General features: G+C 58.7%; 23 protein-coding genes. 11 read left to right on the top strand and 12 right to left on the bottom strand.

The window, feature by feature from the left end; all coding sequences use genetic code 11:
* Positions 1-756: 756 nt before the first annotated feature.
* On the top strand, positions 757-2,487 hold the full coding sequence (gene argS / locus AC2CGI_RS05240) for an arginine--tRNA ligase (protein WP_076740755.1): 1,731 nt from the start codon (positions 757-759) through the stop codon (positions 2,485-2,487).
* A 61-nt stretch (positions 2,488-2,548) separates the two neighbouring features.
* Here the strand turns inward: argS and murJ are convergent, their stop codons facing one another.
* The 4 genes from murJ to rimJ all read right to left on the bottom strand — a co-directional run bounded on the left by murJ (position 2,549) and on the right by rimJ (position 6,345).
* Positions 2,549-4,084, bottom strand: coding sequence for a murein biosynthesis integral membrane protein MurJ (gene murJ / locus AC2CGI_RS05235; RefSeq protein WP_048323863.1), 1,536 nt, complete (start codon positions 4,082-4,084; stop codon positions 2,549-2,551).
* A gap of 106 nt (positions 4,085-4,190) precedes the next feature.
* Positions 4,191-5,111: a Gfo/Idh/MocA family protein gene (locus AC2CGI_RS05230; protein ID WP_033640093.1), complete on the bottom strand. Its 921-nt coding sequence runs from the start codon at positions 5,109-5,111 to the stop codon at positions 4,191-4,193.
* Positions 5,104-5,751, bottom strand: a complete 648-nt coding sequence (locus AC2CGI_RS05225) for a YceH family protein (protein WP_076740754.1) — start codon at positions 5,749-5,751, stop codon at positions 5,104-5,106. Before AC2CGI_RS05225 ends, AC2CGI_RS05230 begins: the two co-directional genes overlap by 8 nt.
* Positions 5,752-5,760: 9 nt before the next feature.
* A complete protein-coding gene (gene rimJ / locus AC2CGI_RS05220) occupies positions 5,761-6,345 on the bottom strand; it encodes a ribosomal protein S5-alanine N-acetyltransferase (protein ID WP_004929636.1) in 585 nt (194 codons plus the stop codon).
* Positions 6,346-6,691: 346 nt separating this feature from the next.
* On the opposite strand from rimJ, the gene mdtH reads away from it, so the two are divergent.
* The 5 genes from mdtH (at position 6,692) to AC2CGI_RS05195 (ending at position 11,383) form a co-directional block, all read left to right on the top strand.
* Positions 6,692-7,897, top strand: a complete 1,206-nt coding sequence (gene mdtH / locus AC2CGI_RS05215; protein WP_033632833.1) for a multidrug efflux MFS transporter MdtH — start codon at positions 6,692-6,694, stop codon at positions 7,895-7,897.
* 73 nt (positions 7,898-7,970) lie between these two features.
* Positions 7,971-8,219, top strand: coding sequence for a hypothetical protein (locus AC2CGI_RS05210; protein ID WP_004929632.1), 249 nt, complete (start codon positions 7,971-7,973; stop codon positions 8,217-8,219).
* A 127-nt stretch (positions 8,220-8,346) separates the two neighbouring features.
* Complete coding sequence (gene grxB, locus AC2CGI_RS05205; protein WP_021503889.1) at positions 8,347-8,994, top strand: glutaredoxin 2; 648 nt, start codon at positions 8,347-8,349, stop codon at positions 8,992-8,994.
* A gap of 32 nt (positions 8,995-9,026) precedes the next feature.
* Positions 9,027-10,667, top strand: coding sequence for an ABC1 kinase family protein (locus AC2CGI_RS05200; RefSeq protein WP_076740753.1), 1,641 nt, complete (start codon positions 9,027-9,029; stop codon positions 10,665-10,667).
* Positions 10,668-10,819: 152 nt separating this feature from the next.
* A complete protein-coding gene (locus AC2CGI_RS05195; RefSeq protein ID WP_004927555.1) occupies positions 10,820-11,383 on the top strand; it encodes a lipoprotein in 564 nt (187 codons plus the stop codon).
* 57 nt (positions 11,384-11,440) lie between these two features.
* Here the strand turns inward: AC2CGI_RS05195 and yebF are convergent, their stop codons facing one another.
* The 5 genes from yebF to cspE all read right to left on the bottom strand — a co-directional run bounded on the left by yebF (position 11,441) and on the right by cspE (position 14,371).
* On the bottom strand, positions 11,441-11,800 hold the full coding sequence (yebF, locus tag AC2CGI_RS05190) for a protein YebF (protein ID WP_076740752.1): 360 nt from the start codon (positions 11,798-11,800) through the stop codon (positions 11,441-11,443).
* Between the two features lie 71 nt (positions 11,801-11,871).
* Complete coding sequence (gene yqfB / locus AC2CGI_RS05185; protein WP_021503892.1) at positions 11,872-12,180, bottom strand: N(4)-acetylcytidine aminohydrolase; 309 nt, start codon at positions 12,178-12,180, stop codon at positions 11,872-11,874.
* A 39-nt stretch (positions 12,181-12,219) separates the two neighbouring features.
* Entirely contained in the window at positions 12,220-12,543 is a 324-nt protein-coding gene (locus AC2CGI_RS05180; protein ID WP_004927565.1) for a YebG family protein, read from the bottom strand.
* 88 nt (positions 12,544-12,631) lie between these two features.
* Positions 12,632-14,014 (bottom strand): ATP-dependent RNA helicase DbpA, encoded by a 1,383-nt coding sequence (gene dbpA / locus AC2CGI_RS05175; RefSeq protein ID WP_141173978.1) that lies wholly within the window; start codon positions 14,012-14,014, stop codon positions 12,632-12,634.
* Positions 14,015-14,161: 147 nt separating this feature from the next.
* On the bottom strand, positions 14,162-14,371 hold the full coding sequence (gene cspE / locus AC2CGI_RS05170) for a transcription antiterminator/RNA stability regulator CspE (RefSeq protein ID WP_004927572.1): 210 nt from the start codon (positions 14,369-14,371) through the stop codon (positions 14,162-14,164).
* A 246-nt stretch (positions 14,372-14,617) separates the two neighbouring features.
* On the opposite strand from cspE, the gene purT reads away from it, so the two are divergent.
* Positions 14,618-15,796 carry a formate-dependent phosphoribosylglycinamide formyltransferase gene (gene purT / locus AC2CGI_RS05165; RefSeq protein ID WP_004927575.1) on the top strand — a complete coding sequence of 393 codons (1,179 nt, stop codon included), beginning with the start codon at positions 14,618-14,620 and terminating at the stop codon, positions 15,794-15,796.
* 34 nt (positions 15,797-15,830) lie between these two features.
* On the opposite strand, the gene AC2CGI_RS05160 is transcribed toward purT, so the two are convergent.
* A complete protein-coding gene (locus tag AC2CGI_RS05160; RefSeq protein WP_015378151.1) occupies positions 15,831-16,070 on the bottom strand; it encodes a YoaH family protein in 240 nt (79 codons plus the stop codon).
* Between the two features lie 70 nt (positions 16,071-16,140).
* Positions 16,141-17,142, bottom strand: a complete 1,002-nt coding sequence (locus tag AC2CGI_RS05155) for a glycosyltransferase (RefSeq protein WP_015378152.1) — start codon at positions 17,140-17,142, stop codon at positions 16,141-16,143.
* Between the two features lie 522 nt (positions 17,143-17,664).
* On the opposite strand from AC2CGI_RS05155, the gene pabB reads away from it, so the two are divergent.
* The 4 genes from pabB to AC2CGI_RS05135 all read left to right on the top strand — a co-directional run bounded on the left by pabB (position 17,665) and on the right by AC2CGI_RS05135 (position 23,279).
* Positions 17,665-19,038, top strand: a complete 1,374-nt coding sequence (pabB, locus tag AC2CGI_RS05150) for an aminodeoxychorismate synthase component 1 (protein ID WP_041922344.1) — start codon at positions 17,665-17,667, stop codon at positions 19,036-19,038.
* A complete protein-coding gene (locus AC2CGI_RS05145) occupies positions 19,035-19,613 on the top strand; it encodes a CoA pyrophosphatase (protein ID WP_004927587.1) in 579 nt (192 codons plus the stop codon). Before pabB ends, AC2CGI_RS05145 begins: the two co-directional genes overlap by 4 nt.
* A gap of 446 nt (positions 19,614-20,059) precedes the next feature.
* On the top strand, positions 20,060-21,424 hold the full coding sequence (gene sdaA, locus AC2CGI_RS05140; protein ID WP_004927589.1) for an L-serine ammonia-lyase: 1,365 nt from the start codon (positions 20,060-20,062) through the stop codon (positions 21,422-21,424).
* A gap of 268 nt (positions 21,425-21,692) precedes the next feature.
* The gene (locus AC2CGI_RS05135) at positions 21,693-23,279 is read left to right on the top strand and encodes an EAL domain-containing protein (RefSeq protein WP_015378154.1); all 1,587 of its coding nucleotides are present in this window, start codon (positions 21,693-21,695) and stop codon (positions 23,277-23,279) included.
* A gap of 16 nt (positions 23,280-23,295) precedes the next feature.
* On the opposite strand, the gene AC2CGI_RS05130 is transcribed toward AC2CGI_RS05135, so the two are convergent.
* Positions 23,296-24,840, bottom strand: coding sequence for a TerC family protein (locus AC2CGI_RS05130; protein ID WP_015378155.1), 1,545 nt, complete (start codon positions 24,838-24,840; stop codon positions 23,296-23,298).
* Between the last annotated feature and the right edge of the window lie 247 nt (positions 24,841-25,087).

Genomic DNA, 25,087 nt, shown 5'->3' with positions numbered 1-25,087 from the left:
CGACGTTTTTCGGCGGCAGTTCAGAATGATTTTTGGTTGCGGACGGGGAGAATAAAAAAACCAGTCCCTTATTAAGATGACAGCTTATTAAAGCAACAGAAAAATAAAAAATAAGATTTTTCGCAAGCCATTATACCTTTTCTTCATGACGCTATGATTTAAGTTATTTTGCACAAAACTCTCTGCAGTCCATTGGGCAACCCGATTGAATAGTCTGGTTTAATCAAACCTGATCCACTTATCGAAACCACATAAAACCATAAGCACAACCCATTGTAAAAGAAGACAATAAACCCCACTAATTGATGTGAAACTAAGGATTATCTTAATTTACCCCCGGGCAATTGATTCACCAAGACAACTCAGCTACTTTGGAGGAAATTTAAATTCGAGATGATCATTATGTTATTGCTGACGATATCCTTGGTGTTGATAATTATCGCCGTATACGCCATCTACCGTCATTTCAAATCACGCAGCGCCAACACGCTGGATGCCGGTCGCCGCAATAAAAAGCGCTAGCTTCGCAACTCTCCCCTTCGTACATTCTGTTCAAATCATTCTGCTTTCACCTTCCGGCAATCAACGCGCCGCCCTCGACAACTGTTTCATCGCAGCGGCCGCGCCAACTGCTGACGGGCTCCGTCAGATCGGTTACAATTACAGGCTGTTTTGTGGCGGTCGCACATCGCGCCCGCCACCGTTGAATCCCGCAGGGGCTGGCTTCAGCCCCTCGTTCGTCATTAAGGTAACCCGGTGAATATTCAGGTTCTTCTTTCAGATAAAGTCAGCCAGGCGCTGATCGCCGCTGGCGCGCCAGCCGATTGCGAAGCGCAGGTCCGCCCTTCCGCCAAGGCGCAGTTTGGTGATTACCAGGCCAACGGCGTGATGTCAGTCGCCAAAAAGCTGGGCATGCCGCCCCGTCAGCTGGCGGAAAAAGTGGTGCAACTGCTGGATCTCGGCGACGTCGCCGGTAAAGTGGAAATCGCCGGTCCCGGCTTTATCAACATTTTCCTGAACAGCGATTGGGTCGCCCGCCAGGCCGATCAGGTGCTGAACGCACCGAAGCTGGGCATTGCGCCGGTTGAGCCCCAAACCATCGTTATCGACTACTCCGCACCGAACGTGGCGAAAGAGATGCACGTCGGCCACCTGCGCTCCACCATCATCGGCGACGCCGCGGCGCGTACCCAGGAGTTTTTGGGCCATAAAGTGATTCGCGCCAACCATGTCGGTGACTGGGGCACTCAGTTCGGCATGTTGATTGCCTACCTGGAAAAAATGCAGAACGAAAACGCCAGCGATATGGGCCTGTCCGATTTGGAACAGTTCTATCGCGAAGCAAAAAAACACTACGACGAAGACGCCGAGTTCGCCGAGCGTGCGCGCGCTTACGTCGTGAAGCTGCAGGGCGGCGATCAGTACTGCCTGAAAATGTGGCGCAAGCTGGTCGACATCACCATGGCGCAAAACCAGCTGACCTATAACCGCCTGAACGTCACGCTGACCGAAGACGACGTGATGGGCGAAAGCCTGTATAACGCGATGCTGCCGGGCATCGTCGCCGATCTGAAAGCCAAAGGGCTGGCGGTGGAAAGCGAAGGCGCCACCGTGGTGTTCCTCGACGAATACCAGAACAAGGACGGCGACCCGATGGGCGTCATCATCCAGAAAAAGGATGGCGGCTACCTCTACACCACCACCGATATCGCCTGCGCTAAGTATCGCTACGAAACTCTGGGCGCCAACCGCGTTCTGTATTACATCGACTCCCGTCAGCATCAGCACCTGATGCAGGCCTGGACCATCGTGCGCAAGGCCGGTTATGTGCCGGAGTCCGTCTCGCTGGAACACCACATGTTCGGCATGATGCTGGGCAAAGACGGCAAGCCGTTCAAAACCCGCTCGGGCGGCACGGTGAAGCTCTCCGATCTGCTGGATGAAGCCATCGAACGCGCCGAACAGCTGATCGCCGGCAAAAACCCGGACATGCCGCAAGACGAAATGAAGACCGTGGCCCACGTGGTCGGCATCGGCGCGGTGAAATACGCCGATCTGTCGAAAAGCCGCACCACCGACTATGTCTTCGACTGGGACAACATGCTGGCCTTCGAGGGCAATACCGCGCCTTATATGCAATACGCCTATACCCGTGTGGCATCGGTATTCAAGCGCGCCGGGATCGACGAAAGCAGCCTGACACTGCCGCTGACGCTGACCGAAGAGCGTGAAATTGCGCTGGCTACCCGCCTGCTGCAGTTCGAAGAGGTGCTCACCACCGTCGCACGTGAAGGCACGCCTCACGTCATGTGCAGCTACCTGTATGATCTGGCCGGCTTGTTCTCCGGCTTCTACGAGCACTGCCAGATCCTGAACGCCGACAGCGAAGAAACCCGTCAGAGCCGCCTGAAGCTGGCGCTGCTGACCGCTAAAACGCTGAAAACCGGCCTGGATACGCTGGGTATCGAAACCGTCGAACGTATGTAAGCCGCACCGCGCGGAAAGTAAAAAGGTCGCCAAGGCGACCTTTTTTGTTCTTGCATTCGGCTCAGGCGACGCGGCGCGCAAAATCACGCGGGCGGAAGCCCAACCCGGCCAGCACGCCAAAGTAGGCCATCACACCGGCCACCACCACCGCCGCCAAACGCAGCAAACGTTCCAGCATATTGCCCTGATCCCAGGCCGGCATCAGCCACATCACGCCAATCAGCACCGCCGACATCGCCAGCACGGCGATCACCAGCTTAGTGAGGAACAGCGCCCAACCCGGCTGTGGCTGGAAGATCTTCTGCTTGCGCAGCTGCCAATACAGCAGCGAGGCGTTCAGGCAAGCCGCCAAGCCGATCGACAACGCCAGGCCGGCATGCTTCAGCGGACCAATAAACGCCAGGTTCATCACCTGCGTCATGATCAGCGTGATGATAGCGATCTTGACCGGCGTTTTGATGTCCTGCCGCGAATAGAAGCCCGGCGCCAGCACTTTAACCACGATCAGCCCCATCAGCCCCACCGAGTAAGCCACCAGCGCGCGTTGCGTCATCGCCGCGTCAAAGGCGCTGAACTTGCCGTACTGGAACAGCGAGACGGTCAACGGTTTGGCCAAAATGCCCAGCGCGATGGCGCTCGGCAGCGCCAACAGGAAGCACAGGCGCAGCCCCCAATCCATCAGGCGCGAATACTCATCGTGGTTGCCGCTCGAGAAGCTTTTGGCCAGCGACGGCAGCAGGATGGTGCCCAATGCCACGCCCAACACGCCGGAAGGAAATTCCATCAGGCGGTCGGCGTAGTACATCCAGGACACCGAGCCGGATACCAGGAACGATGCGAAGATAGTATTGATGATCAGCGAGATTTGGCTGACCGACACCCCAAGGATCGCCGGCCCCATCTGACGCATTACCCGCCAGACTCCGGCATCGCCCAATTTGATGCGCGGCAGCACCAGCATGCCGATCTTGCGCAAGTGCGGCAGCTGGTAACCCAGTTGCAGCACGCCGCCCACGACCACCGCCCACGCCAGCGCCAGCACCGGCGGGTGGAAATACGGCGCGGCGAACAGCGCGAAGCCAATCATGCTGACGTTAAGCAGCGTTGGCGCAAAGGCCGGGATCGAGAAGCGGTTCCAGGTATTGAGGATCGCCCCCACCAGCGACGCCAGCGAGATCAACAGAATATAGGGAAATGTGATGCGTAGCAGCGCCGACGTCAGGGCAAACTTGTCGGGCGTATCGGTAAAGCCCGGCGCGGTGAGATAGATAACCCAGGGCGCGGCCAACATCCCCAGCACCGTCACCACCGCCAGCACCAGCGTCAGCAGCCCGGAGACATAGGCGATAAAAGTGCGTGTCGCCTCGTCGCCCTGCTGGCTTTTGTATTCGGCCAGGATCGGCACGAAGGCCTGCGAAAATGCCCCTTCGGCAAAGATACGGCGTAACAGATTCGGGAGTTTGAACGCCACGAAGAAGGCGTCCGTTGCCATGCCGGCCCCGAACACCCGCGCGACGATCGCATCGCGGGCAAAGCCCAACACCCGCGAAAACATCGTCATCGAGCTGACGGCAGCCAAGGATTTGAGTAGGTTCATGTGGTTGTCTGATAGGTACCGTAAATATCAACGCCTGCAACAGCAGGCGTCAGTGAAACAATCGGCTCAGTTTACGCATCCGGAAAAGAATAGCTACCGCCAGATGTTACATAGAGTTATCCCGCAGCAAACGCTCGACCACCCGCTGGGCAAGCAGCGCCTGTTCGCCGCCGGTTTCCGGCGCGCTCTGATTGGCGACGGCATCAAGGAAATGCCGCACCGCACCGTCGAAGCCGCGTTGCACCAGCGTGCTTTGCCAGCCCGGCACCGGTTGTTCCAACTCGCCCTGCGCATCTTCACGCAGCCAGTGGCGCATATCGGTCAACTGATACAGCGCGCCGTCTGTCACCGCCTGCACGCTTTCGCGTTGGCTGCCGCCGCGGCGATGCATGCTGGTCGTCACCTGCGTATCGCCGCAGGCGAAGTGATGCTCGGCGTACAGCATTTCGCCTGCGGCGTTGGCGCGCACGCTGCCGCTCAGCAGTTGCTCGCCGCCGCCCGCCAGCCACAGCGCCGTGTCCACCACGTGCAGGTAATCATCCAACAGGGTAAAACGCAGATCGTGCGGGCCGACGCTGTCCGCCCGATGTTTATCCATGCGAATGGAGGCCGGCTGGTTCATTTGCTGCTTGAGCTGCCGGTAAAGCGGCGCGAAACGCCGGTTGAACCCCACCATCAGCGTTTTGCCTCGCCGCTCGGCCAGCTCAAGCAACTGCTCGCCCTGCTCCAGCGTCTCCGCCAGCGGTTTATCGACGTAAACGTGCACGCCGCGGTTCAGCAGCTCGCCTATTACCGAAAAATGGCTGGCGGTGCTGCTGTGAACAAAGACCGCGTCGCACTGTTCGGCCAGGCTGTCCAACCGGGAGAAACAGGCCATGCGGTAGCTGTCGCACAGCGGCTGCGCTTTTTGCTGATTGGGCGAAAAACCGCCCACCAGCGTCCAATCCGCCGCCTGGCCGAGGATTGGCAGATAAGCCTTCTGCGCGATACTGCCCAATCCCACCACGCCTACACGCAATTTAGTCATTCGCATCCCTCGCCAACAGGTGTTGCAACTGCCGTTTCAGTTCCGCCACTTCGCTTTCCAATGCGCTAACCCTGGCGCTCAGTTCGCCGTCGAACTCGGATTCGAACGCCGCCGGCGGCGCTTCATCAATCTGACCGCTGAACAGATGCATGAATCGGCTTTCGCGCTTGCCCGGCTCACGCGCCAGGCGCACCACGAACGGGCCATCTTCTCGCGTGGCCAGCTGTTGCAACACCTGTTCGACCTCGCTGACATCACTGAACTCGTACATCCGATTGGTACGGGTGCGCAGCTCGCCGGGCGTTTGCGCGCCGCGCAGCAGTAAGGTGGCGATCACCGCCAGTTCGGCGGGCGAAAGTTTCAGCTGGCCAAATTCGGAATTGCAAAACCGCTGCTCGTACTTCACTACCCGGTTGCCGAATCCGCTGAGGGTGCGCAGGAAATGTTTGCGCAGCAACAGATCGAGCAGCTGCTGCACCTCGCTTTCGCTCAGATCCATCACCGGTTCACGGTTGGTCTTTTGGTTGCATGCCAGCGTAATAGCGTTAAGCGAAAGCGGGTATTGGTCCGGCGTCGTCACCTGTTTTTCCAACAGGCAGCCGATAACCCGAGCCTCTTTGGCGTTCAATTCATATTTCATCGTTTGGCCTCAACGTGGGGGTAGCCACTCTTTATTGGTGTATGCCGTCAAAACGTGGTCTTGCCACTGGCCGTCGATCAGCAGGTAATCCTTGGCGTAACCTTCGCGTTCGAATCCCAGACGCGTCAGCAATGCGCCGCTGCGCTGGTTGTGCGGCATATAGTTGGCCATGATGCGGTGCATGCGCTGTTGGCGCAGCATATAGCGGATGGCGGACTGCAAGGCTTCGAACATCAGCCCCTGTCCCTGCCATTTCTCCCCCAGCGAATAACCGAGGAAACAGGCGTGAAACGAACCGCGCAGCACGTTGCTGAAGTTCGCCACGCCGCGCACTTCCTGCTCTTCTGGATCGAGCAGGATAAAATAGTAGGCGCTGCCCTGCTTTTGCATTTCAGCGATCATGCCCAGACGCGCCTGCCAGCCGGAAGGATAACAATGGCTTTCGTCGCGTACCGGCTCCCAGGGTTTGAGAAAGGCTCGGTTCTCGGCATAATAATCCGCCAGACGATAGGCATCCCGTTCATGCACTAAACGGACCACCATCCGGTCGGTAGTAAGGCGTACTTTTGGCGATGCAGAGCGGTAGCCGAACATCATTTCCCCCGCAGTCAAAACGGTTCGATAAGAAGTATTTATTGGGAAGCCGCGTGGATAATCATCCGATGCCGATCTGATGGCATGATTTTATTTTGCCAATAGCGCTTCAGAACCGCACTTCCCTGCATTCAATATAACCGTAGCCCGCCCCCGAGGTAAAACCTCGGTCGCTCAGTAAATCGCCGAATACGCGTTTTACGGCGTTTTTCCGCCCATTTTGCAGCACAGGTAACACCTTGACGATAAAAAAATATTATCTACTCCGCACCTGTCGCCGTCCGGCAATTGGGTAGAGAATGGAGGGGTTGCCTTCCCCCTCTCTCTTAATTGCTCATGGTGATGCATGTCTCTGGTATCGCAAGCGCGCAGCTTGGGTAAATATTTTCTGTTGCTCGACAACCTGCTGGTGGTTTTAGGCTTCTTTGTCGTGTTCCCGCTTATTTCGATCCGCTTCGTCGATCAATTGGGATGGGCGGCGTTGATCGTCGGCATCGCGCTGGGTTTGCGTCAGCTGCTGCAACAAGGGCTCGGCATCTTTGGCGGCGCCATCGCCGATCGCTTCGGCGCCAAGCCGATGATCGTCACCGGCATGCTGCTGCGCGCCGCCGGTTTCGCCACCATGGCGATGGCCGATGCGCCGTGGATCCTGTGGTTCTCTTGCGCGCTGTCCGCCCTCGGCGGCACGCTGTTCGATCCGCCGCGCACCGCTTTGGTGATTAAACTGACCCGTCCGCACGAACGCGGCCGCTTTTTCTCGCTGCTGATGATGCAGGACAGCGCCGGTGCGGTCGTCGGCGCGCTGATCGGCAGTTGGCTGCTGCAGTACGACTTCCACTTTGTCTGCTGGGTCGGGGCGGCGATCTTCGTGCTGGCCGCCGGCTGGAACGCCTGGCTACTGCCGGCTTACCGCATCTCCACCGTGCGCGTGCCGATGAAAGAAGGCATGTTGCGGGTCGTGCGCGATCGCCGCTTCCTCACCTATGTCCTGACGCTGACCGGCTACTATATGCTGGCGGTACAGGTGATGCTGATGCTGCCGATCGTGGTCAATGAAATCGCCGGCTCACCGGCGGCGGTGAAATGGATGTACGCGATCGAAGCGGCGCTGTCGCTGTCGCTGCTCTATCCGCTGGCGCGTTGGGGTGAAAAACATTTTCGGCTTGAACAACGCCTGATGGCGGGCCTGCTGCTGATGACGCTCAGCCTGCTGCCGATCGGCCTCGCCAGCAGCCTGCAAGGCGTGTTCACGCTGATCTGCTGTTTCTACCTGGGTTCGATCATCGCCGAACCGGCGCGCGAAACGCTGAGCGCTTCGCTGGCCGATCCACGTGCGCGTGGCAGCTATATGGGCTTTAGCCGCCTTGGTCTGGCGCTGGGTGGCGCGTTAGGTTACACCGGCGGCGGCTGGATGTACGATACCGGACGCACGATGAACATGCCGGAGCTACCTTGGTTGCTGCTTGGGGCAGTGGGCTTCGCTACGTTGCTGGCGCTGTACTGGCAGTTCAGCCCGCGGCGCAGTGCATCGATGATGCTGCGCGGCGGTTAACGCCATAGAAATCCGGCCGAATCGGCAACAGCTGCTATCCTGTTAGTAAAAACCCCCACAGGAGCCCGTCGGCATGAGCGAAGAAGCAAAATTACCGCAACTACTCGAACATATGATACTGAACTTGCGCATGATTTATGCGCGCTCCACCCTGGTGGAAAAGGCCCTGGCCCATATCCTCGCCAGCGACGCCGGCCTGAAAAACGATATTATCAAACAGCTGCAGGTCGTCACCGCCGCCAACGAACGTGACAAAATCGACCTGGAAGAAGCTCGCATTCACCTGATCGATGTGCTCAACTCGGTACCGGCCAAGAAATAACGCCCCCTAGCCCGCGCCGGTGCGCGGGCAATATCGCAATAACGCACCATCCAACACACGCACGTCAAGACAGCCTCGATAAGCTGTGGTAGCTATTGCTGTTAAAACCTGACAACCCGGAGCAAGCATGAAACTGTTCATTTACGATCATTGCCCATTCTGCGTTAAAGCCCGCATGATTTTTGGCCTGAAACGTCTGCCGATTCGTCTGGTCACGTTGCTCAACGACGATGAGACGACTCCGTTCAACCTGATCGGCCAAAAAATGGTGCCTATCCTGGTCAAAGACAACGGCGAAGCGATGCCGGAAAGCCTGGATATCGTGCGCTATGTCGATAACCTGGACGGCAAGCCGGTGCTGACCGGCCGCACCAACCCGGCCATTGCCGAGTGGCTGCAGCGGGTCGGCGGGTACAGCGCAAAATTGCTGTTGCCGCGTATTGCGCATGCCGATTTCGAAGAGTTCGCCACCGACAGCGCCCGCCGTTATTTTATCGATAAAAAGCAGGCGTCAATCGGTGATTTCGCCGAGCATCTCGCCAACAGCGCCGATCTGATCGCCCAGCTGGAGGCCGATCTGCAAACCCTGTCCCCGCTGATCGTCTCCGCCGAAGCGGTAAACGGCGAACTGTCCGAGGACGATATCCACCTGTTCCCGCTGCTGCGCTCGTTGTCGATCGTCGCCGGGGTTGCGCTGCCGGAGAACGTGGAAACCTACCGCAACCGCATGGCGCAGCGCAGCGAGGTGCCGTTGCTGCTGGACATGGAACAATAACGTTTGAATAACCCAAAGGATAGGGCGTACTGATGCTGAAAATGGTGCTCGCCACCGCTCGCGATCGGGCGCGGCTGAAGGAAATTACCTCAGTTCTGATTCGTTACGGCCTGCAAGACGTTCTGCGTCTGCTGGGCCTGGGGGCTTTGCTGCGCGGCGCCCGCGCAGGATCCGTCCAACAGGACGCACAAACCCTGCCCGAGCGGCTGCGCGAAGCGCTCGAGGCGCTGGGCCCGACCTTCGTCAAATTCGGCCAGATCCTGGCCACGCGTTCTGATCTTCTGGATCCGGCCTGGACCGACGAACTGGATCGCCTGCACAGCCAGGCAACGGTGCTGCCATGGGAAACGCTGGCGCCGCAAATCATCGCCGATCTGGGCGGCAAACCAGAGCAGCAGTTCGCCGAATTCGATCGCACGCCGCTGGCGGCGGCGTCGATGGCGCAAATCTACCGCGCACGCCTGCACAACGGCGAACAGGTGGTGGTGAAAGTGCTGCGGCCCGGCCTGGCGAAAACCATCCATGCCGATCTGCGGCTGCTGGCCTCGCTGGCGGAAACCGTGGAGCAGCAGAGCCCCGCGTTGGCGCGCTATCGGCCGCGGCAGATGGTCAGAGCGCTGGCGACGGCGCTCAATCATGAGCTGGATTTGACTCACGAAGGGCATAACTGCGATCGCGTCGCCGGGATGTTCGCGCATGAACCCGATGTGGTCGTGCCGAAAATCTATTGGCAATGGTCGTCTCCGCGCCTGTTAGTGCAGGAGTACTTGCCCGGCACCGCGCCGGAGAACCCTCAGCAATTGGCGGCGGCGGGCTTTGACGGCCCACTGCTGGCGCAACGCGGCGCGCGCGCCTTTATGAGCATGGTGCTGGAGCATCGGTTGTATCACGCCGATCCTCACCCCGGCAACGTCATGGCGCTGAGCGGTGACCGCGTCGGCTTTATCGACTTCGGCATGGTGGGCCAACTGTCTGAGCGGCGGCGCAATCAGTTGCTTCTGCTGCTGCAGGCCATTGCCGATCGTCAGTCCGAAGGCATCGTCAACACGCTGATCGCCTGGTCGGACAGCGAACCGCTGGATCTGATGGATCTGGAGCTGGCGGCGCAAAACTTTCTCGACAAACAGGCCGCCGCCACCCTGACGTTGGGCAAGGCTCTGACCGACCTGCTGGTGATGGCGCGTGAACACCAGTTGGCGCTGCCGCCCGATCTGGTGCTGCTGTTCAAGGCGTTAATCACCGCCGACGGCGTGCTGCACCGATTGGATCCTGCCTTCGACATCGTCGCCACGCTCAAACCGATGCTGCAACAAACGGTGCTGCAACGCTATGCCCCTGACGCCGTGCGCCAACGGTTATTGGCCCTGGGCGGGGAAGCGCTCGACGCCGGGGAAGAACTGCCGCAAACCCTGCGGCTGTTGGTGCGCCGCCTAAAACGCGGGCAGCTCAATGCCGATATCAACGTCAGTAATCTCGGCCAGTTGAGCAAAGCGCTGGAACGCGCCGCCGTCACCCTGGCTATCGCCATTGTCACCGCCGCTTTCGCCCTGGGCCTGGCGCCTTATCTGATGCACTCCTCACTGCAGTTGTGGGGCATTCCGCTGTTCCCGCTGTTGGGGGCCGCGGCCTGCCTGGCCGGCGTGATCCTCCTGGCGCTGCGATTGCGGCGCTGACGCTTTCGGCGTTATCCGATAGGTGTCGCCCGTTTTTGCGCGCACTATCCTCTGCACATCGCCGCCTGCCGTTTTCACGCGCAGGCGGAACGTTTATAATGATTAATCAATTATCTGCAGCACTTTTCGCCAGCAGTCGCAATGAGGCATTAATGAAGAAGATCCTGATGGGCGCAGCCGCCCTGCTGTTCGCCGGCGTATTGGCCGGTTGCAATCAACTGACCCAGTACACCCTGAGCGAGCAGGAAGTGAATGATTACCTGCAGAAACATAACGACTATCAGAAGCAGATCGGCGTGCCCGGCCTGGTGGACGCCAACATCGTGCTGACGCAGCTGCAAAGCCAGATCGGCCGCAGCGAGCCGGGTAAAGTCACCCTTTCCGGCGACGCCAAGGTCAACATCACGTCGATTCTCGGCCCGCAGGCGGCGGATCTGAAGCTGACGCTGAAAGCGCAGCCGGTTTACGACCGCGCACAGGGCGCCATTTACCTGAAAGACATGGAACTGACCGATTACAGCGTGCAGCCGGAAAAAATGCAGACGGTGATGAAAGCGCTGACGCCATATCTGAACCAGTCACTGAAGTCTTACTTCGACCAAAAACCGGCTTATGTGCTGAATCCTGACAACAGCAAAACCGAAGCGCTGGCGAAAAAACTGGCGAAGGGATTGGAAGTGAAACCGGGTGAGTTGGTGATACCGTTCAGCGACTGACGCCGTCTGGGGACATCAAGCCCGCCGCCAGGCGGGCTTTTTATTGCCAAAAAAGCGTTACTGCGGCGCGCTGTAGGCGATCTCGCCGGTGTTGCAGTTGAGCGTCACGTTGTAGGTTTTATCTGCCTTGGTGCCACGCACCGTCAACGGCACCTGCCATACCTGATCCTTGCCGGTGATGGCATCCGGGCTGACCCAGGCGATCGGGGTGGCGGTGCCCAGCAGCTTTTTGTCCGATTCCCAGCGCGTGATGCGGTTCTGCAAGAAGTCGCGCTTGACCTGGGCGGCGATATCCGCCGGCTGCAGACCCGCACACTGCCCCACCTTGGCGGTGCGCTGCTCGTGATCCTGCGCCCACACCGCAGTCGATGCTCCCATCATGGCCAACAAGGCGATAGCCAAACCCGTTTTTTTCATATCTCCTCCCGTTGTGATTAGCGCTATCCGGGCGCCCATCCCTGGCTCACAACAGGGTTTCGGCAAAGGGTTTACCGTTTGACGAACTCGATGACAAACAGCGAATCCAGGCCCGGATAGATTTCCTTGATCACCTGCTTCAGTTCGCCGAGCGACATGTTCTCCTGCTGTGCGTGGCGTTCAGTCAGCGCGTCCAGGCGCACCGGCGTTACCGACAGCACTTCGATAAAGCAGAAAAATACGCCGTCTTCATTGCGGCTTACGCGCAATACCTCGCCCGGTTCGAAGTGCGACTCACTGGCATCCCGAATGGTGATGGTTTTGCGCCCGGCCAGAATATCTTGCTCAAAGCGGCTGAAGAAAGTTATTTCACGGCTCATTTTAGATCCTTTTTCATCACAACACCGCAACATAAGTCATTATGCCGCTTGCTTTTCTGACGCAGATCCCTCTTTTGAGTTAGAGGCCGCTTTTTTCGCTTTCGCTTCCGCCGGTTTCTTGAGGGTTTCCGCCGGTGAAGCGCCGCGCAGAATCAGCCCCAGCGCATCTTTATTCTCTGCCAGGAAGAAGCTCAGCCCTTCGCGCTGTTCGTCGTCCAGGTTCAGCGGCGCCTGTTGCAGCCACTCTCCGAGGTTATCCGCCAGATCCAGCATTTTGTCGTAGGCGTCGGCTTCTTTCTTGCTCGCGAAAGTCATTTTTTCCTCACCGTTTCTCACCACCACATATTTAACTTCAACCGCCATGCGTGCGTCCTCAAATACTCAAATAACTGTAATTACATACAGTATAAATAGATAATGGCGGGAGGGCAAACCGCCGCCCGCCTGCGGCTTATTTCAGCAGCCGCACCATGCAGCTCTTGCCTTTGATTTTGCCCTGTTGCAGCTGTTGCAACGCCTTGCGCGCGCTGGCTTTACGGATCGCGACGTAGGCATGCACCGGGAACATGTCGATTTTGCCCACTTCCGCCGCCGTCAGCCCGGCATCGCCGGTCAGCGCGCCAAGGATATCACCGGGACGGATCTTCGCCTTGCGGCCGCCGTCGATGCACAGCGTCACCATCTCTGCCTCCAGCGAGCCGTTGGCCGCCCCGCTCAGCTCGGACACCGGCGCCCAATCGACGGTCATCTGCAGGTAGTCTTCTATCGCATGCGCCCGCGCCATCTCCTGCGGCGTGCACAGGCTGATCGCCAGCCCGCTCATGCCGGCGCGGCCGGTGCGGCCGATACGGTGCACATGCACTTCGGGATCGAACGCCAGTTCGTAGTTAACCACCAGCTCCAGCTCTTTGATGTCCAGCCCGCGAGCGGCGACGTCGGTCGCCACCAACACTCGGCAACTGCGATTGGCGAAGCGCACCAACACCTGATCGCGGTCGCGCTGCTCCAGATCGCCATGCAGCGCCAGCGCGCTGATGCCGCGGGCCTCCAGGGCCTCAAGCACTGTCTGACAATCGCGCTTGGTATTGCAAAACACCACGCAGGACGCGGGTTGATGGTAGCGAATGGCCGACACCAGGAGCGCCGGACGCTGCTCGCGCGTAGTCTCATAAAAGCGTTGTTCGATAGCGGTCTGCGCTTCGTCATCGTCCACTTCGACGCTCAGCGGCTGACGCTGAACACGCTCGCTGATGCGTTCGATGCCCGCCGGATAAGTGGCGGAAAACAACAGCGTCTGACGCTGCGGCGGCGTGTAGCTGATCACATCGTCGATATCGTCGGCGAAACCCATATCCAACATGCGGTCGGCCTCATCCAGCACCAACACCTTCAGCTCGTCCAGCAGCAGCGTTTTCTTGCGCAGATGCTCCTGAATGCGCCCCGGCGTCCCCACCACGATGTGTGGCGCGTGCACCAGCGAGTCGAGCTGCGGCCCCATCGGTTGGCCACCGCACAGCGTCAGAATTTTGATGTTTTGCGTGAAACGCGCCAGGCGACGCAGCTCTTTGCTTACCTGATCGGCCAACTCGCGGGTGGGACAGAGCACCAGCGCCTGCGTGGCAACCTGAGTAACGACGATGTTATTCAGCAAGCCAATGCCGAAGGCCGCCGTTTTGCCGCTGCCGGTTTTCGCCTTGGCGCGCACGTCTCGCCCTTGCAGGATAGCGGGCAACGCGGCGGCCTGCACCGGCGTCATTTTGGCGTACCCCAGTTCGTTGAGGTTGGCCAACTGTTCGGCTGGCAGAGGCAGGGAAGAAAAAGAAACTGTGCTCACGGCGATAACTCTTATATGACGAATGGAATGGCGGCGCGCCCGCAGGTTGGCGCCGAATCAGCGGTAAATGATAACAGAGATGGGCGGCGTTACGGGCAGCGGGCATAAAAAAACCCGCCGGCGGCGGGTTTCTTGGCAGCTCAGTCGTTAAATCGCAACGACGTTGGCTGCAGCTGGGCCACGTTGGCTGTCCTGGATGGAGAATTCAACCTGCTGGCCTTCAGCCAGGGTCTTGAAACCATCGCTAACGATAGCGGAAAAATGAACGAAAACGTCTTTAGAGCCGTCGGCAGGCGTGATGAAGCCGAAACCTTTGCTTTCGTTGAACCATTTAACGTGACCAGTGATCTTGCTCATTTGTGTTTCCTTTACTTGATAAACCTGCCTTGACGGCACGAGACGCGAAAACCTTGCTATATATAGGCCTTCTTTCGCCGTCGCTTATTAACGCACAATCGCCCAGGCAGGGCAAATATTTCTGCTTGTTATAAAAACAGTAAGTTAGCAACAAACCTGGCGCGGTGGCTGTGAACGCAATCGTTTTCGTATATACTGCCCGCCGATCATCAATCCGCTTACTTTCACCGATCCAGGTACGAAACTATGTTAACGATTGGAACCGCCCTGCGCCCTTCCGCCACCCGCGTTATGTTGCTCGGCTCCGGGGAGCTGGGTAAAGAAGTCGCCATTGAATGCCAGCGCCTCGGTCTGGAAGTGATCGCCGTCGATCGCTATGCCGACGCCCCCGCCATGCATGTGGCGCACCGCAGTCACGTCATCAATATGCTGGACGGCGACGCGTTGAAAGCCGTTATCGAACAAGAGCGGCCGGACTATATCGTTCCCGAAATCGAAGCGATCGCCACCGCCATGCTGGTGGAACTTGAACGTCAGGGCCACCGCGTGGTGCCCTGCGCCGAAGCCACGCGCCTGACCATGAACCGCGAAGGCATCCGCCGTCTGGCGGCGGAAGAACTTGGCCTGCCCACCTCCAGCTATCGCTTTGCCGACAGCGAAGCGGCTTTCCGGCAGGCGGTCGAGCACATCGGCTACCCGTGCATCGTCAAACCGGTGATGAGTTCTTCCGGCAAAGGGCAAAGCCTGATCCGCGCGCCTGAGCAGCTGCAAAGCGCCTGGGATTACGCGCAACAGGGTGGACGCGCCGGCGGCGGCCGGGTGATCGTCGAAGGGTTGGTAAGATTTGATTTTGAAATTACGTTGCTGACCATCAGCGCCGTGGACGGCGTACATTTCTGCGAGCCGATCGGCCATCGTCAGGAAGACGGAGATTATCGCGAATCCTGGCAACCGCAGCGCATGTCAGCCACGGCGTTGAGCCGTGCTCAGGCTATCGCGGAGAAGGTGGTGAAAGCCCTGGGCGGATTCGGCCTGTTCGGCGTGGAGCTGTTCGTCTGCGGCGACGATGTGATCTTCAGCGAAGTGTCTCCGCGGCCGCACGATACCGGCATGGTTACGTTGATCTCACAGGATCTGTCCGAGTTCGCCCTGCACGTTCGCGCGTTTCTCGGGTTGCCGATTGGCGCCATCCGCCAGTTCGGCCCTTCCGCTTCGGCGGTGATCCTGCCGCAGCTCACCAGCAGCGATGTGCGTTTCAGCGGACTGGAAAATGCGCTGCGCGGGCACAACCAGCTGCGCCTGTTCGGCAAACCGGAGATCGCCGGGCAACGTCGTCTGGGCGTAGCGCTGGCGACGGCGAACACGACGGAACTGGCGGTGGAGCAAGCGAAACAAGCCGCCGCCGCCGTGACGGTCAACGGCTGATACTCACGGGGCCGCTTGCGCGGCCCCGATAACGTCAATAGTCTTCGTCTTCTTCAGCATCGTCATCCCGCGACGCCTCCGGTGCGGCCTCATGTTGCTCGTCTTCGTCATCGAACAATACCGCAACCTGAGCACCCTGATGCTTCTCGCGAATTTCCTGCGCAACACGAGCAATGGCCTCACCGCTGCTCATGCCCTGCTCCATCAGTTGATGGATGCGATCCGCCGCTTCCTGCTGCTCCGCGTGATTCAGTAATGGCATACCTGCATGCATGTGTCGTTCTCTCCGGCAAAAGGGAGAAGGAGTATACGCGCTAACGCGGCGGATCCCAACGTCTGGTGCGTCAGGCCGGTTGCGAACAGCCGTTATCGTTGCGCCACTGCTTCAGGCGATGCCGCCACAGCATGACATGCCACCCCTGCTTCAGGCCGCGCGCATTGGCGAACATCGCTCTGTCGATACCGCGCTGATAGAACTCTTCGGTGATCTGACTCTGAGCGGCCGGTTCCGGCTCGCGACGAATGCTGTGGCAAATGCCCAGCGCTTCGCGGGTGATTTGCCAATGGAAAGCCGGACGAATGACGATAGTGCCCGCATAGCGCTGGTTGAGCCGCTCCAGCATGTCGACGATTTTCATATAGTGGCGTTGATACTCCACGTTCGCCTTACCGATGCGCCGACGATTACTGATCGACTTGTCGTGCACCCGTTGACGGTACAGCGGCGTACTTAAATATTTGACCCGTTTGGCATTAAACATGACTTCTGTCGTCCAGGGAATATCCTGGTGATGTAACCCCGGCTCGAAATAAAGCCGATGCTGGCGAATAAAGTCGAGGCGATATATTGCCAGCCATACAACGTGAATAAACTTTCGCGATTTCAGCGCACGTTCAAACCACTGCACGCCACTGATCACATCGGTGGTACGCAAACGCGCCTCGGGAAAAATCGGCTGCAATTCATCTTGGCTGGTGAAATAGCGCTCGCCATTACATTGCATCACGTCTAATTGGTGTTTTTCCGCCTGTTCCAGCAGCGTGGAATACATCTCCGGCGCCAGCAAGTCGTCGGCATCGGGAAACGCCACATATTTGCCTTGGGCAACGGCAAGCCCGGCATTACGCGCGTTAGAAACGCCGGCATTGGCCTGATCGATCACACGAATATGCGGATGTACCGCCGCGTAACGGTGCGCGATCTCTCCTGAACCGTCAGTGGAACCATCGTTGACGATGATCACCTCCAACCGTTGCTCGCGCTGGGCCAGCAGCGAGGCCAGGAAAGGCTCCAATAATTCCCCCGCATTGTGCATCGGGACGATCACGCTCAGCATTAACGACATAGTCAGCTCTTCAATGATAATGTAACAAAATAATAATTTTATTTTTCTAAAAGACTCATTCGGCCTGCGTAGGCTTGGGATAGGCGTGAAACACTGCAAATTCCCGCGCTGGCTAATGGAACCGAACTGGCCTTTCTTTCTCAAACCCGCGCCAGAAAAGCGCTGAGTAATTAAGCCATTAATTCTAAAAGGCGGCGACGTTGCTAAAATCGGGCATAGCAACATCTCCCCCGCTTCTAATAACAAGCAGAAATAATAAATTTATGAAATTAACGAATCTTTTTTTATATTTCTCGGGTATTGCGCCCTCGATGAATAGGCTTCCAGTGCATTTGACGTTAAATTTTTAACATATCGAAGTATAATCAATGGCGCAAAAAATGCCTTATTTAAGGTTTGTTGAGCTGCTGTTTATGTGAACTGTGCTTCATGTCGTGCATGGCAAAACATGCATGACGTGGCTGTCTATGGCACACTAGCCGCCAGATATCGCCGTCCTCACAGCCAGGTTTATTGACGTTCATGAGCGTAACCGCCCCAAACATAAAATCTTTGCCCTACAGCCGCCGTGCCCTGATGACGCTTTTCGCCCCGCTTTCATCGCAGCCTTGGGCGATGCTGCTGCATTCGGGCTTTGCCGACCATTCGCACAACCGCTTCGATATCCTGGTCGCACAACCGCGCGTGACACTCACCACCCGGGGTGCCGACACGCAAATCAAAAGTGACGGCGTCACCATTCAGTCGCAGGAAGATCCGTTCTCCTTGCTGCAGCAGCAACTGGCGGCGCAAGGCTGGCAGCCGGCGTTTAATCCGGACCTGCCGTTTCAGGGCGGAGCTCTGGGACTGTTCGGCTACGATCTTGGGCGCCGGGTGGAAACCCTGCCGCAGTTGGCCGAAGCCGACCTCGCTTTGCCGGATATGGCAGTGGGCATTTATGACTGGGCAGCGATCGCCGACCACCAATTGCAAACCCTGACGCTGCTCAGCTATGGCGATGTGGAGCAGCGCTGGCGCTGGCTCAATAGCCAAACCGCACCTACAGAACGCCCTTTCACGCTGCTGAGCGACTGGCGCGCCAATATGAGCCGGCGACAATACGGCGAGAAATTCCAACGTATTCAGCACTACCTGCGCAGCGGCGACTGTTACCAAATTAATCTGGCACAACGATTCTCCGCCGACTATCAGGGGGATGAATGGCAGGCGTTCTGCCGCCTGAGCGCCTGCAACCGCGCGCCGTTCTCGGCCTTCCTGCGCTTGCCGCACAACAGCGTACTGAGCGTCTCTCCCGAGCGCTTCCTGTGGCTGGAGCAGCAGCGTATCCAAACCCGCCCGATCAAGGGCACGCTGCCGCGGCTGGCGGACGCGGAACAGGACGCCGCGCAGGCTCGCCGTTTGGCCGATTCACCCAAGGATCGCGCTGAAAATCTGATGATCGTCGATCTGCTGCGCAACGATATCGGCCGCGTCGCCCAGCCTGGCAGCGTACGGGTGCCGGAACTGTTCGCCGTGGAGCCGTTCCCCGCCGTGCATCACCTGGTGAGCACCATCACCGCGACCCTGCCAAACCATACCTCGGCGGCCGAACTGCTGCGCGCCTGCTTCCCCGGCGGTTCGATCACCGGCGCGCCCAAGGTGCGCGCGATGGAAATCATCGAAGAGTTGGAGCCGCAGCGCCGCAATGCCTATTGCGGCAGCATCGGTTACCTGAGCGCCTGCGGCACCATGGACACCAATATCACCATTCGCACGCTCGTCACCGAAAACGGTCGCATCCACTGCTCCGCCGGCGGCGGCATCGTGGCGGACAGCCAGGAACAGGCGGAATACCAGGAGACCTTCGACAAGGTCGGCCGCATTTTGCCGCAGCTAGGGGAGTATGCCCTGTCGTGATCCCATCGAACTCACCGGCCTCACTGCACGCCTTTATCAGCCGTTTTCAACTGCAGCTGCCACAGGCGACGCAGATTTCGCACCATGTGCGCCCGGCGGCGGTGCTGATTCCGATCGTCTGCCGCGCCGAGCCGACGCTGCTGTTGACCCGCCGTGCCGACTCGCTGCGCAAACATGCCGGTCAAGTGGCCTTCCCCGGCGGCAAAACCGACGCCGAAGACGGATCGGCGATCGTCACGGCGCTGCGAGAAGCGCAGGAAGAAGTGGCGATACCGCCGCAGGCGGTGACTGTCCTCGGCCAAATGGCGCCGCTCGACAGCAGCACCGGATTTCAGGTTACCCCTATCGTCGGCCTCATCCCGCCGGACGTGCAGTTCCACGCCAATGAAGGCGAAGTGGCGGACGTGTTCGAGATGCCCCTGCGGGAAGCGCTGACCCTGTCGCGTTACTATCCGCTGGATATTCATCGCGCCGGCCATACGCACCGCATCTACCTCTCCTGGTATCACAGCCAGTTTATCTGGGGGCTGACCGCCGCTATCATTCGGCGCCTGGCGCAACAGGTCAGTATTTAGCCCGCATTACGTGATCTGACTCGCAATCTGGCACGGTTGCCGACCTCCGCGGCGGGTAAAGCGATCGCTATCACTTCATTTGATCGCTTTTTCAACTACCGTTCCGTTTGAATGGTTTTAAAAAAACTGTAAACCCTCTCTTAAACCTTACGAAATACCTGTAAAATACCACCGTCCGAGATAAACCACTGTAGAAACAGGGATTAAGCCGGCGGCGTTCAGCACGGAAAGCTGGCGCGATTACCGCTAATGGAGCTTGGGCGAAAGCGGATACCCCGCACAAGGGTTCGCCCCGGGTAATCAGTAAAAAAAGCGACACCACGGATTATTTAATTTCATGCGAAAAAGGCAGCCGAACCCGCACGGCCCTTTTACAATATCGCTGTTCCCTGCGCGGTTTTTGACCGCCGCAGCCATAACAATACGTCTCTTTAAGGAGTTTTAGCGTGATTAGCGTTTTCGACATGTTTAAGATCGGCATCGGCCCGTCCAGCTCTCATACGGTTGGACCGATGAAAGCCGGCAAACAGTTTGTCGACGATCTGGTAAATAAAGGCCTGATGCCTTCTATCACGCGTGTTGCCGTAGACGTTTACGGCTCACTCTCATTGACCGGCAAAGGTCACCATACCGATATCGCCATCATTCTCGGCCTGGCCGGCAACATGCCGGACACCGTCGATATCGATAGCATTCCGGGTTTTATTCGCGATGTAGAACAACGTCAACGCCTGATGCTGGCCAACGGCCTGCATGAAGTCGATTTCCCACGCGACGGCGGCATGGTCTTCCGCAGCGACAACCTGCCGCTGCACGAAAACGGCATGCAGATCCACGCCTTCGCCGGCGATAAAGAAGTGTACAGCAAGACCTATTACTCTATCGGCGGCGGTTTCATCGTCGACGAGGAGAATTTCGGCAAGGCCGCCGAGCAAGAACTGCAAATGCCATATCCGTTCAACTCCGCGCGCGAAATGCTCGACCACTGCCGCGAGACCGGCCTGTCGCTGTCCGGCATGGTGATGCAGAACGAACTGGCGCTGCACAGTAAGCAAGAGATCGAGACCTACTTCGGCAACGTCTGGCAAACCATGCGCGCCTGTATCGACCGCGGTCTGAACACCGAAGGCGTACTGCCGGGGCCGCTGCGCGTACCGCGCCGGGCCTCCGCGCTGCGACGCATGCTGGTGGCGTCGGACAAACTGTCCAGCGATCCGATGAACGTGATCGACTGGGTCAACATGTTCGCGCTGGCGGTTAACGAAGAAAACGCCGCCGGCGGCCGCGTGGTCACTGCGCCGACCAACGGCGCCTGCGGCATCGTGCCTGCGGTGCTGGCTTACTACGATCACTTCATCGAGTCCGTCAGCCCGGATATCTACATCCGCTACTTTATGGCGGCGGGTGCGATCGGCGCGTTGTACAAGATGAACGCCTCCATCTCCGGCGCCGAAGTCGGTTGCCAGGGTGAAGTCGGCGTTGCCTGCTCCATGGCGGCGGCCGGTCTGGCCGAACTGCTGGGCGGCAGCCCTGAGCAGGTCTGTGTGGCGGCGGAGATCGGCATGGAACACAACCTGGGTCTGACCTGTGACCCGGTCGCCGGCCAGGTGCAGGTGCCGTGCATCGAGCGCAACGCCATCGCCTCGGTCAAGGCGATCAACGCCGCCCGCATGGCCCTGCGCCGCACCAGCGAGCCGCGCGTTTCGCTGGATAAGGTGATCGAGACCATGTACGAAACCGGCAAAGACATGAACGCCAAGTACCGCGAAACGTCACGCGGCGGCCTGGCAATCAAGGTGCAATGCGACTGACAGACAACCCCGCCACCCGGCGGGGTTTTTTATGGGTAATCAATTCACTGGCCGCTTTTTGTGACAATGTCACCAGAAAAAATCCTGCATTTCTCTCATCGATCCGGTGGTTAGCCTGCAAATTGACCTTCTGTTTTGCCAAATCGAAATAATTTACTGAGTTACCATCAATCTTGTATAACCTCAGGCTAGAATTAGCCGAGCGCAACTTAAGGATCTATGACCTGACCGTGACTCGGGGCTGGATTACCGAACAAGGATTTACCGGATGTTGATGACCCACCTCGCCGCGTCCCGATATCGTTATTACCGTTGGCTGCTGGCCGGAGCGGTGGGCGCGGCTATTCTGTTGGTATCGCTGTATACCCGTTACTATCAAGAGGTCAAAAGTATCGAGCTGAGCCAACAGACATTGGCCACCCGCACCGTCGGCAAGCTCAACCAGTTGTTGACGCCGGCTCAGCTGCAGGCGGAGCGCAGCATGGACATGCTGGACCAGCCCTGCGAGAACGTTTCGTCGACCCTGCGCTTTCGCGCCGCGCAGAATCAGGCGCTACGCGCCATGTTGCTGGTAAAAAACGGCATTATTTACTGCTCCAGCCTGTTTGGTTCCCGTCATTATCAGCTGGCCGCGGTAATGCCGACCTTCGTCAACAGCAGCGCCAGGCTGGCGCTGCGCCCCTCGCTGGCGGTGAGCAAAGGCCTGCCCACGCTGGTGATGTGGACGCCATCCCCCCACGATAAAACCAGCGGCGTGCTGCACGTGTTTAATATCGAGCTGCTGTCCAACTTTTTACTCGAGCCGCAGGAGCCTTACGTTCAGCGCGTGGTGCTGAACGTGGCTGACAGCAGCCTGGAATACGGCCGACGCGAAATCCTGAGCCGTGACACCCTGACCAACGATCTGCGCTACACCGCCGGCTCTGCGCTATACCCGTTCTCGATTTCGCTGTTCGGCCCGCAGATCGGCATGCTGGCGCTTTCCGCACTGCCGCGCCATATCCCGCTGGCGCTGCTGATCAGCCTGTTGGCCGCCTATGTGGTCTATCTGCTCACCGCTAACCGCATGAGCCTGTCTTATCACATCGGCCATGCCATCACCCATCGCGAGTTCCGCGTCTATTGCCAGCCCATCATCCATAGCGACACCGGGCGCTGCGCCGGCGTCGAGATGCTGCTGCGCTGGAAAAAGAAGCGGCAAGGGTGGATCTCCCCCGACGTGTTTATTCCGCTGGCCGAGCAGCATGAGCTGATCATTCCGCTGACCCGTTATCTGATGAACACCGTGACGGAAAATCTGCAGCTGTTCCCGCCGCGACCGTCGTTCTACATCAGCATCAACGTCGCCGCCGAACACTTTAAAACGCTCAACATCATCGACGATATCCGCCGGATTTGGCTGCCGGCGCATCCGATGCCGTCACTGATGCTGGAGCTGACCGAACGCACCGCGCTGTCGGCGATCCAGCATGACCAGATCCGGACGCTGAAAGACATGGGGATCATGCTGGCCATCGACGATTTCGGCACCGGCCACAGCTCGCTGAGCTACCTGAAGAACCTTAGCCCGGACGTGTTAAAGATCGACCGCGGGTTTACCGCGGCCATCGGTACCGACGCGGTCAACGCCACGGTGACCGATACCATCATTACGCTGGCGCAGCGGCTGAAGCTGAAGCTGGTGGCTGAAGGGGTAGAAACGGCGGAACAGGCCGACTATCTGCGCTCGCGTGAGGTCAATGCCCTGCAGGGGTATTATTTCGCCAAGCCGATGCCGATCCACGTTTTCCCGCTGTGGTTGCAGCAGTACGAATCGCGCGTCAGGAAAACAGAAGAGAATACGCCGGAGGCCTGAGCCTCCGGCGGGTGGGTTACGAATGCGCCGGTTCGTCGAAGACGACGCGGGTGACACGCACCAACTCGATGCGATAGTCGGAGACCTCGACGATATCGAAACGCAGGTGGTTCAGTTCAATGGTGTCCCCCACTACCGGCATCTGGCCGTAGTGGGCTAACAGCAGCCCCGCCAGAGTGGCGTAGTCTGCGGTTGGGCTGACCAGGTCATCGCAGGCCAGCGCCTGTTCCAGCGAGTGCAGGTCGGTCCCGCCTTTGACCAGCCAGCCGTCGCCTTCCGCCACGATGTCCGGCGTTTCATCTTCGTCCGGGAACTCGCCGGCAATCGCTTCCAGCACATCCAGCGGCGTCACCAGCCCCTGCACCACGCCGAACTCGTTGGTGACCACCACCAGGCGCCCTTTGGCGCGGCGCAGCACCGCCAGCAGCTTGATGACATCCATGGTTTCCGGCACCACGATCGGCGGCGTGCGGGCGGCAAACTCGGCGATATCTTCCCCTTGCTCCAGCGCCACCAGCAGATCCTTGGCGCGTACCACGCCGACGATCTCATCCACAGAGTCGCGACACACCGGGAACAGGCTGTGCGGCGTATCCAGCAACTGTGCACGCACCTCCTCACGGGAGCGCTCGCAGTCGACCCAGGAGATGTCAGTGCGCGGCGTCATCACGCTGCGCAATGAGCGCGAGGCCAGCGTCAGCACACCGCTGATCATATAACGCTCTTCCGCCGCAAAGGTTTCATCCCTCGGCAACGCCACCGCGTCGTCAGGCTGCTGTGCGCGCTGCTGCCCCATCAGGCGCATGATCGCTTCCGCGGTGCGCTCGCGCATCGGGCGACGCGCCTGATGCTTGATAAAGTTGCGGCGCGCGATCTGGTTGAACAATTCAATCAGGATCGAGAAGCCGATCGCGGCGTACAGATAGCCTTTAGGAATATGCAAGCCGAAGCCTTCGGCGATCAGGCTCAGACCGATCATCAACAGGAAGCTCAGGCACAGCACCACAATGGTCGGGTGCGCGTTGACGAAGTTGGTCAACGGCTTGGATGCCAGCAGCATCACCGCCATCGCGATCACCACCGCCGCCATCATCACCGGCAGATCGTTCACCATGCCCACGGCGGTGATCACCGCATCAAGCGAGAACACCGCGTCAAGGATCACGATTTGCACCACCACCGCCCAGAACTTGGCGTAACCGCGGTTGGCGCCATCCTGGTGCGTCTGCCCTTCCAGCCGTTCATGCAGCTCCATGGTGGCCTTGAACAGCAGGAATACCCCGCCGAACAGCAGGATAAGATCGCGGCCGGAGAAGCTGAAATCGCCGACGCTGAACAGCGGCGTGGTCAGGGTTACCATCCAGGAGATCACCGACAGCAGACCCAAACGCATCAGCAATGCCAGCGACAGGCCGATGATGCGCGCCTTATCGCGCTGCTTAGGCGGCAGTTTGTCGGCCAAAATGGCGATGAATACCAGGTTGTCGATGCCCAGCACGATTTCCAGCACCACCAGCGTAAGCAACCCCGCCCAAATAGAGGGGTCCATTAAAAATTCCATATCAGACTCCAGAGAAAAGTGGGAATGAGCGCACGCCGCTCAGACGTGACGATGCCGCCGCTGCATGGGCGCAGTCGACAATAGCAAAGTGACGGGATGGGATTACCGGGAGATGGCCGAAGGGCCGAACAACATATGCAACGCCAGCAGGTGGCGGGTGAAACCTGGAAAAACAGTTACTTCGGTGACAGTCCATAGGGAGGGCTGAGGCCCTTCACTCCTTAGTGATGAAAGAGGAAATTACTGT

This window comes from Serratia sp. LSHTC3, assembly GCF_057197125.1.
This window is presented reverse-complemented; position numbering and strand designations above follow the sequence as displayed.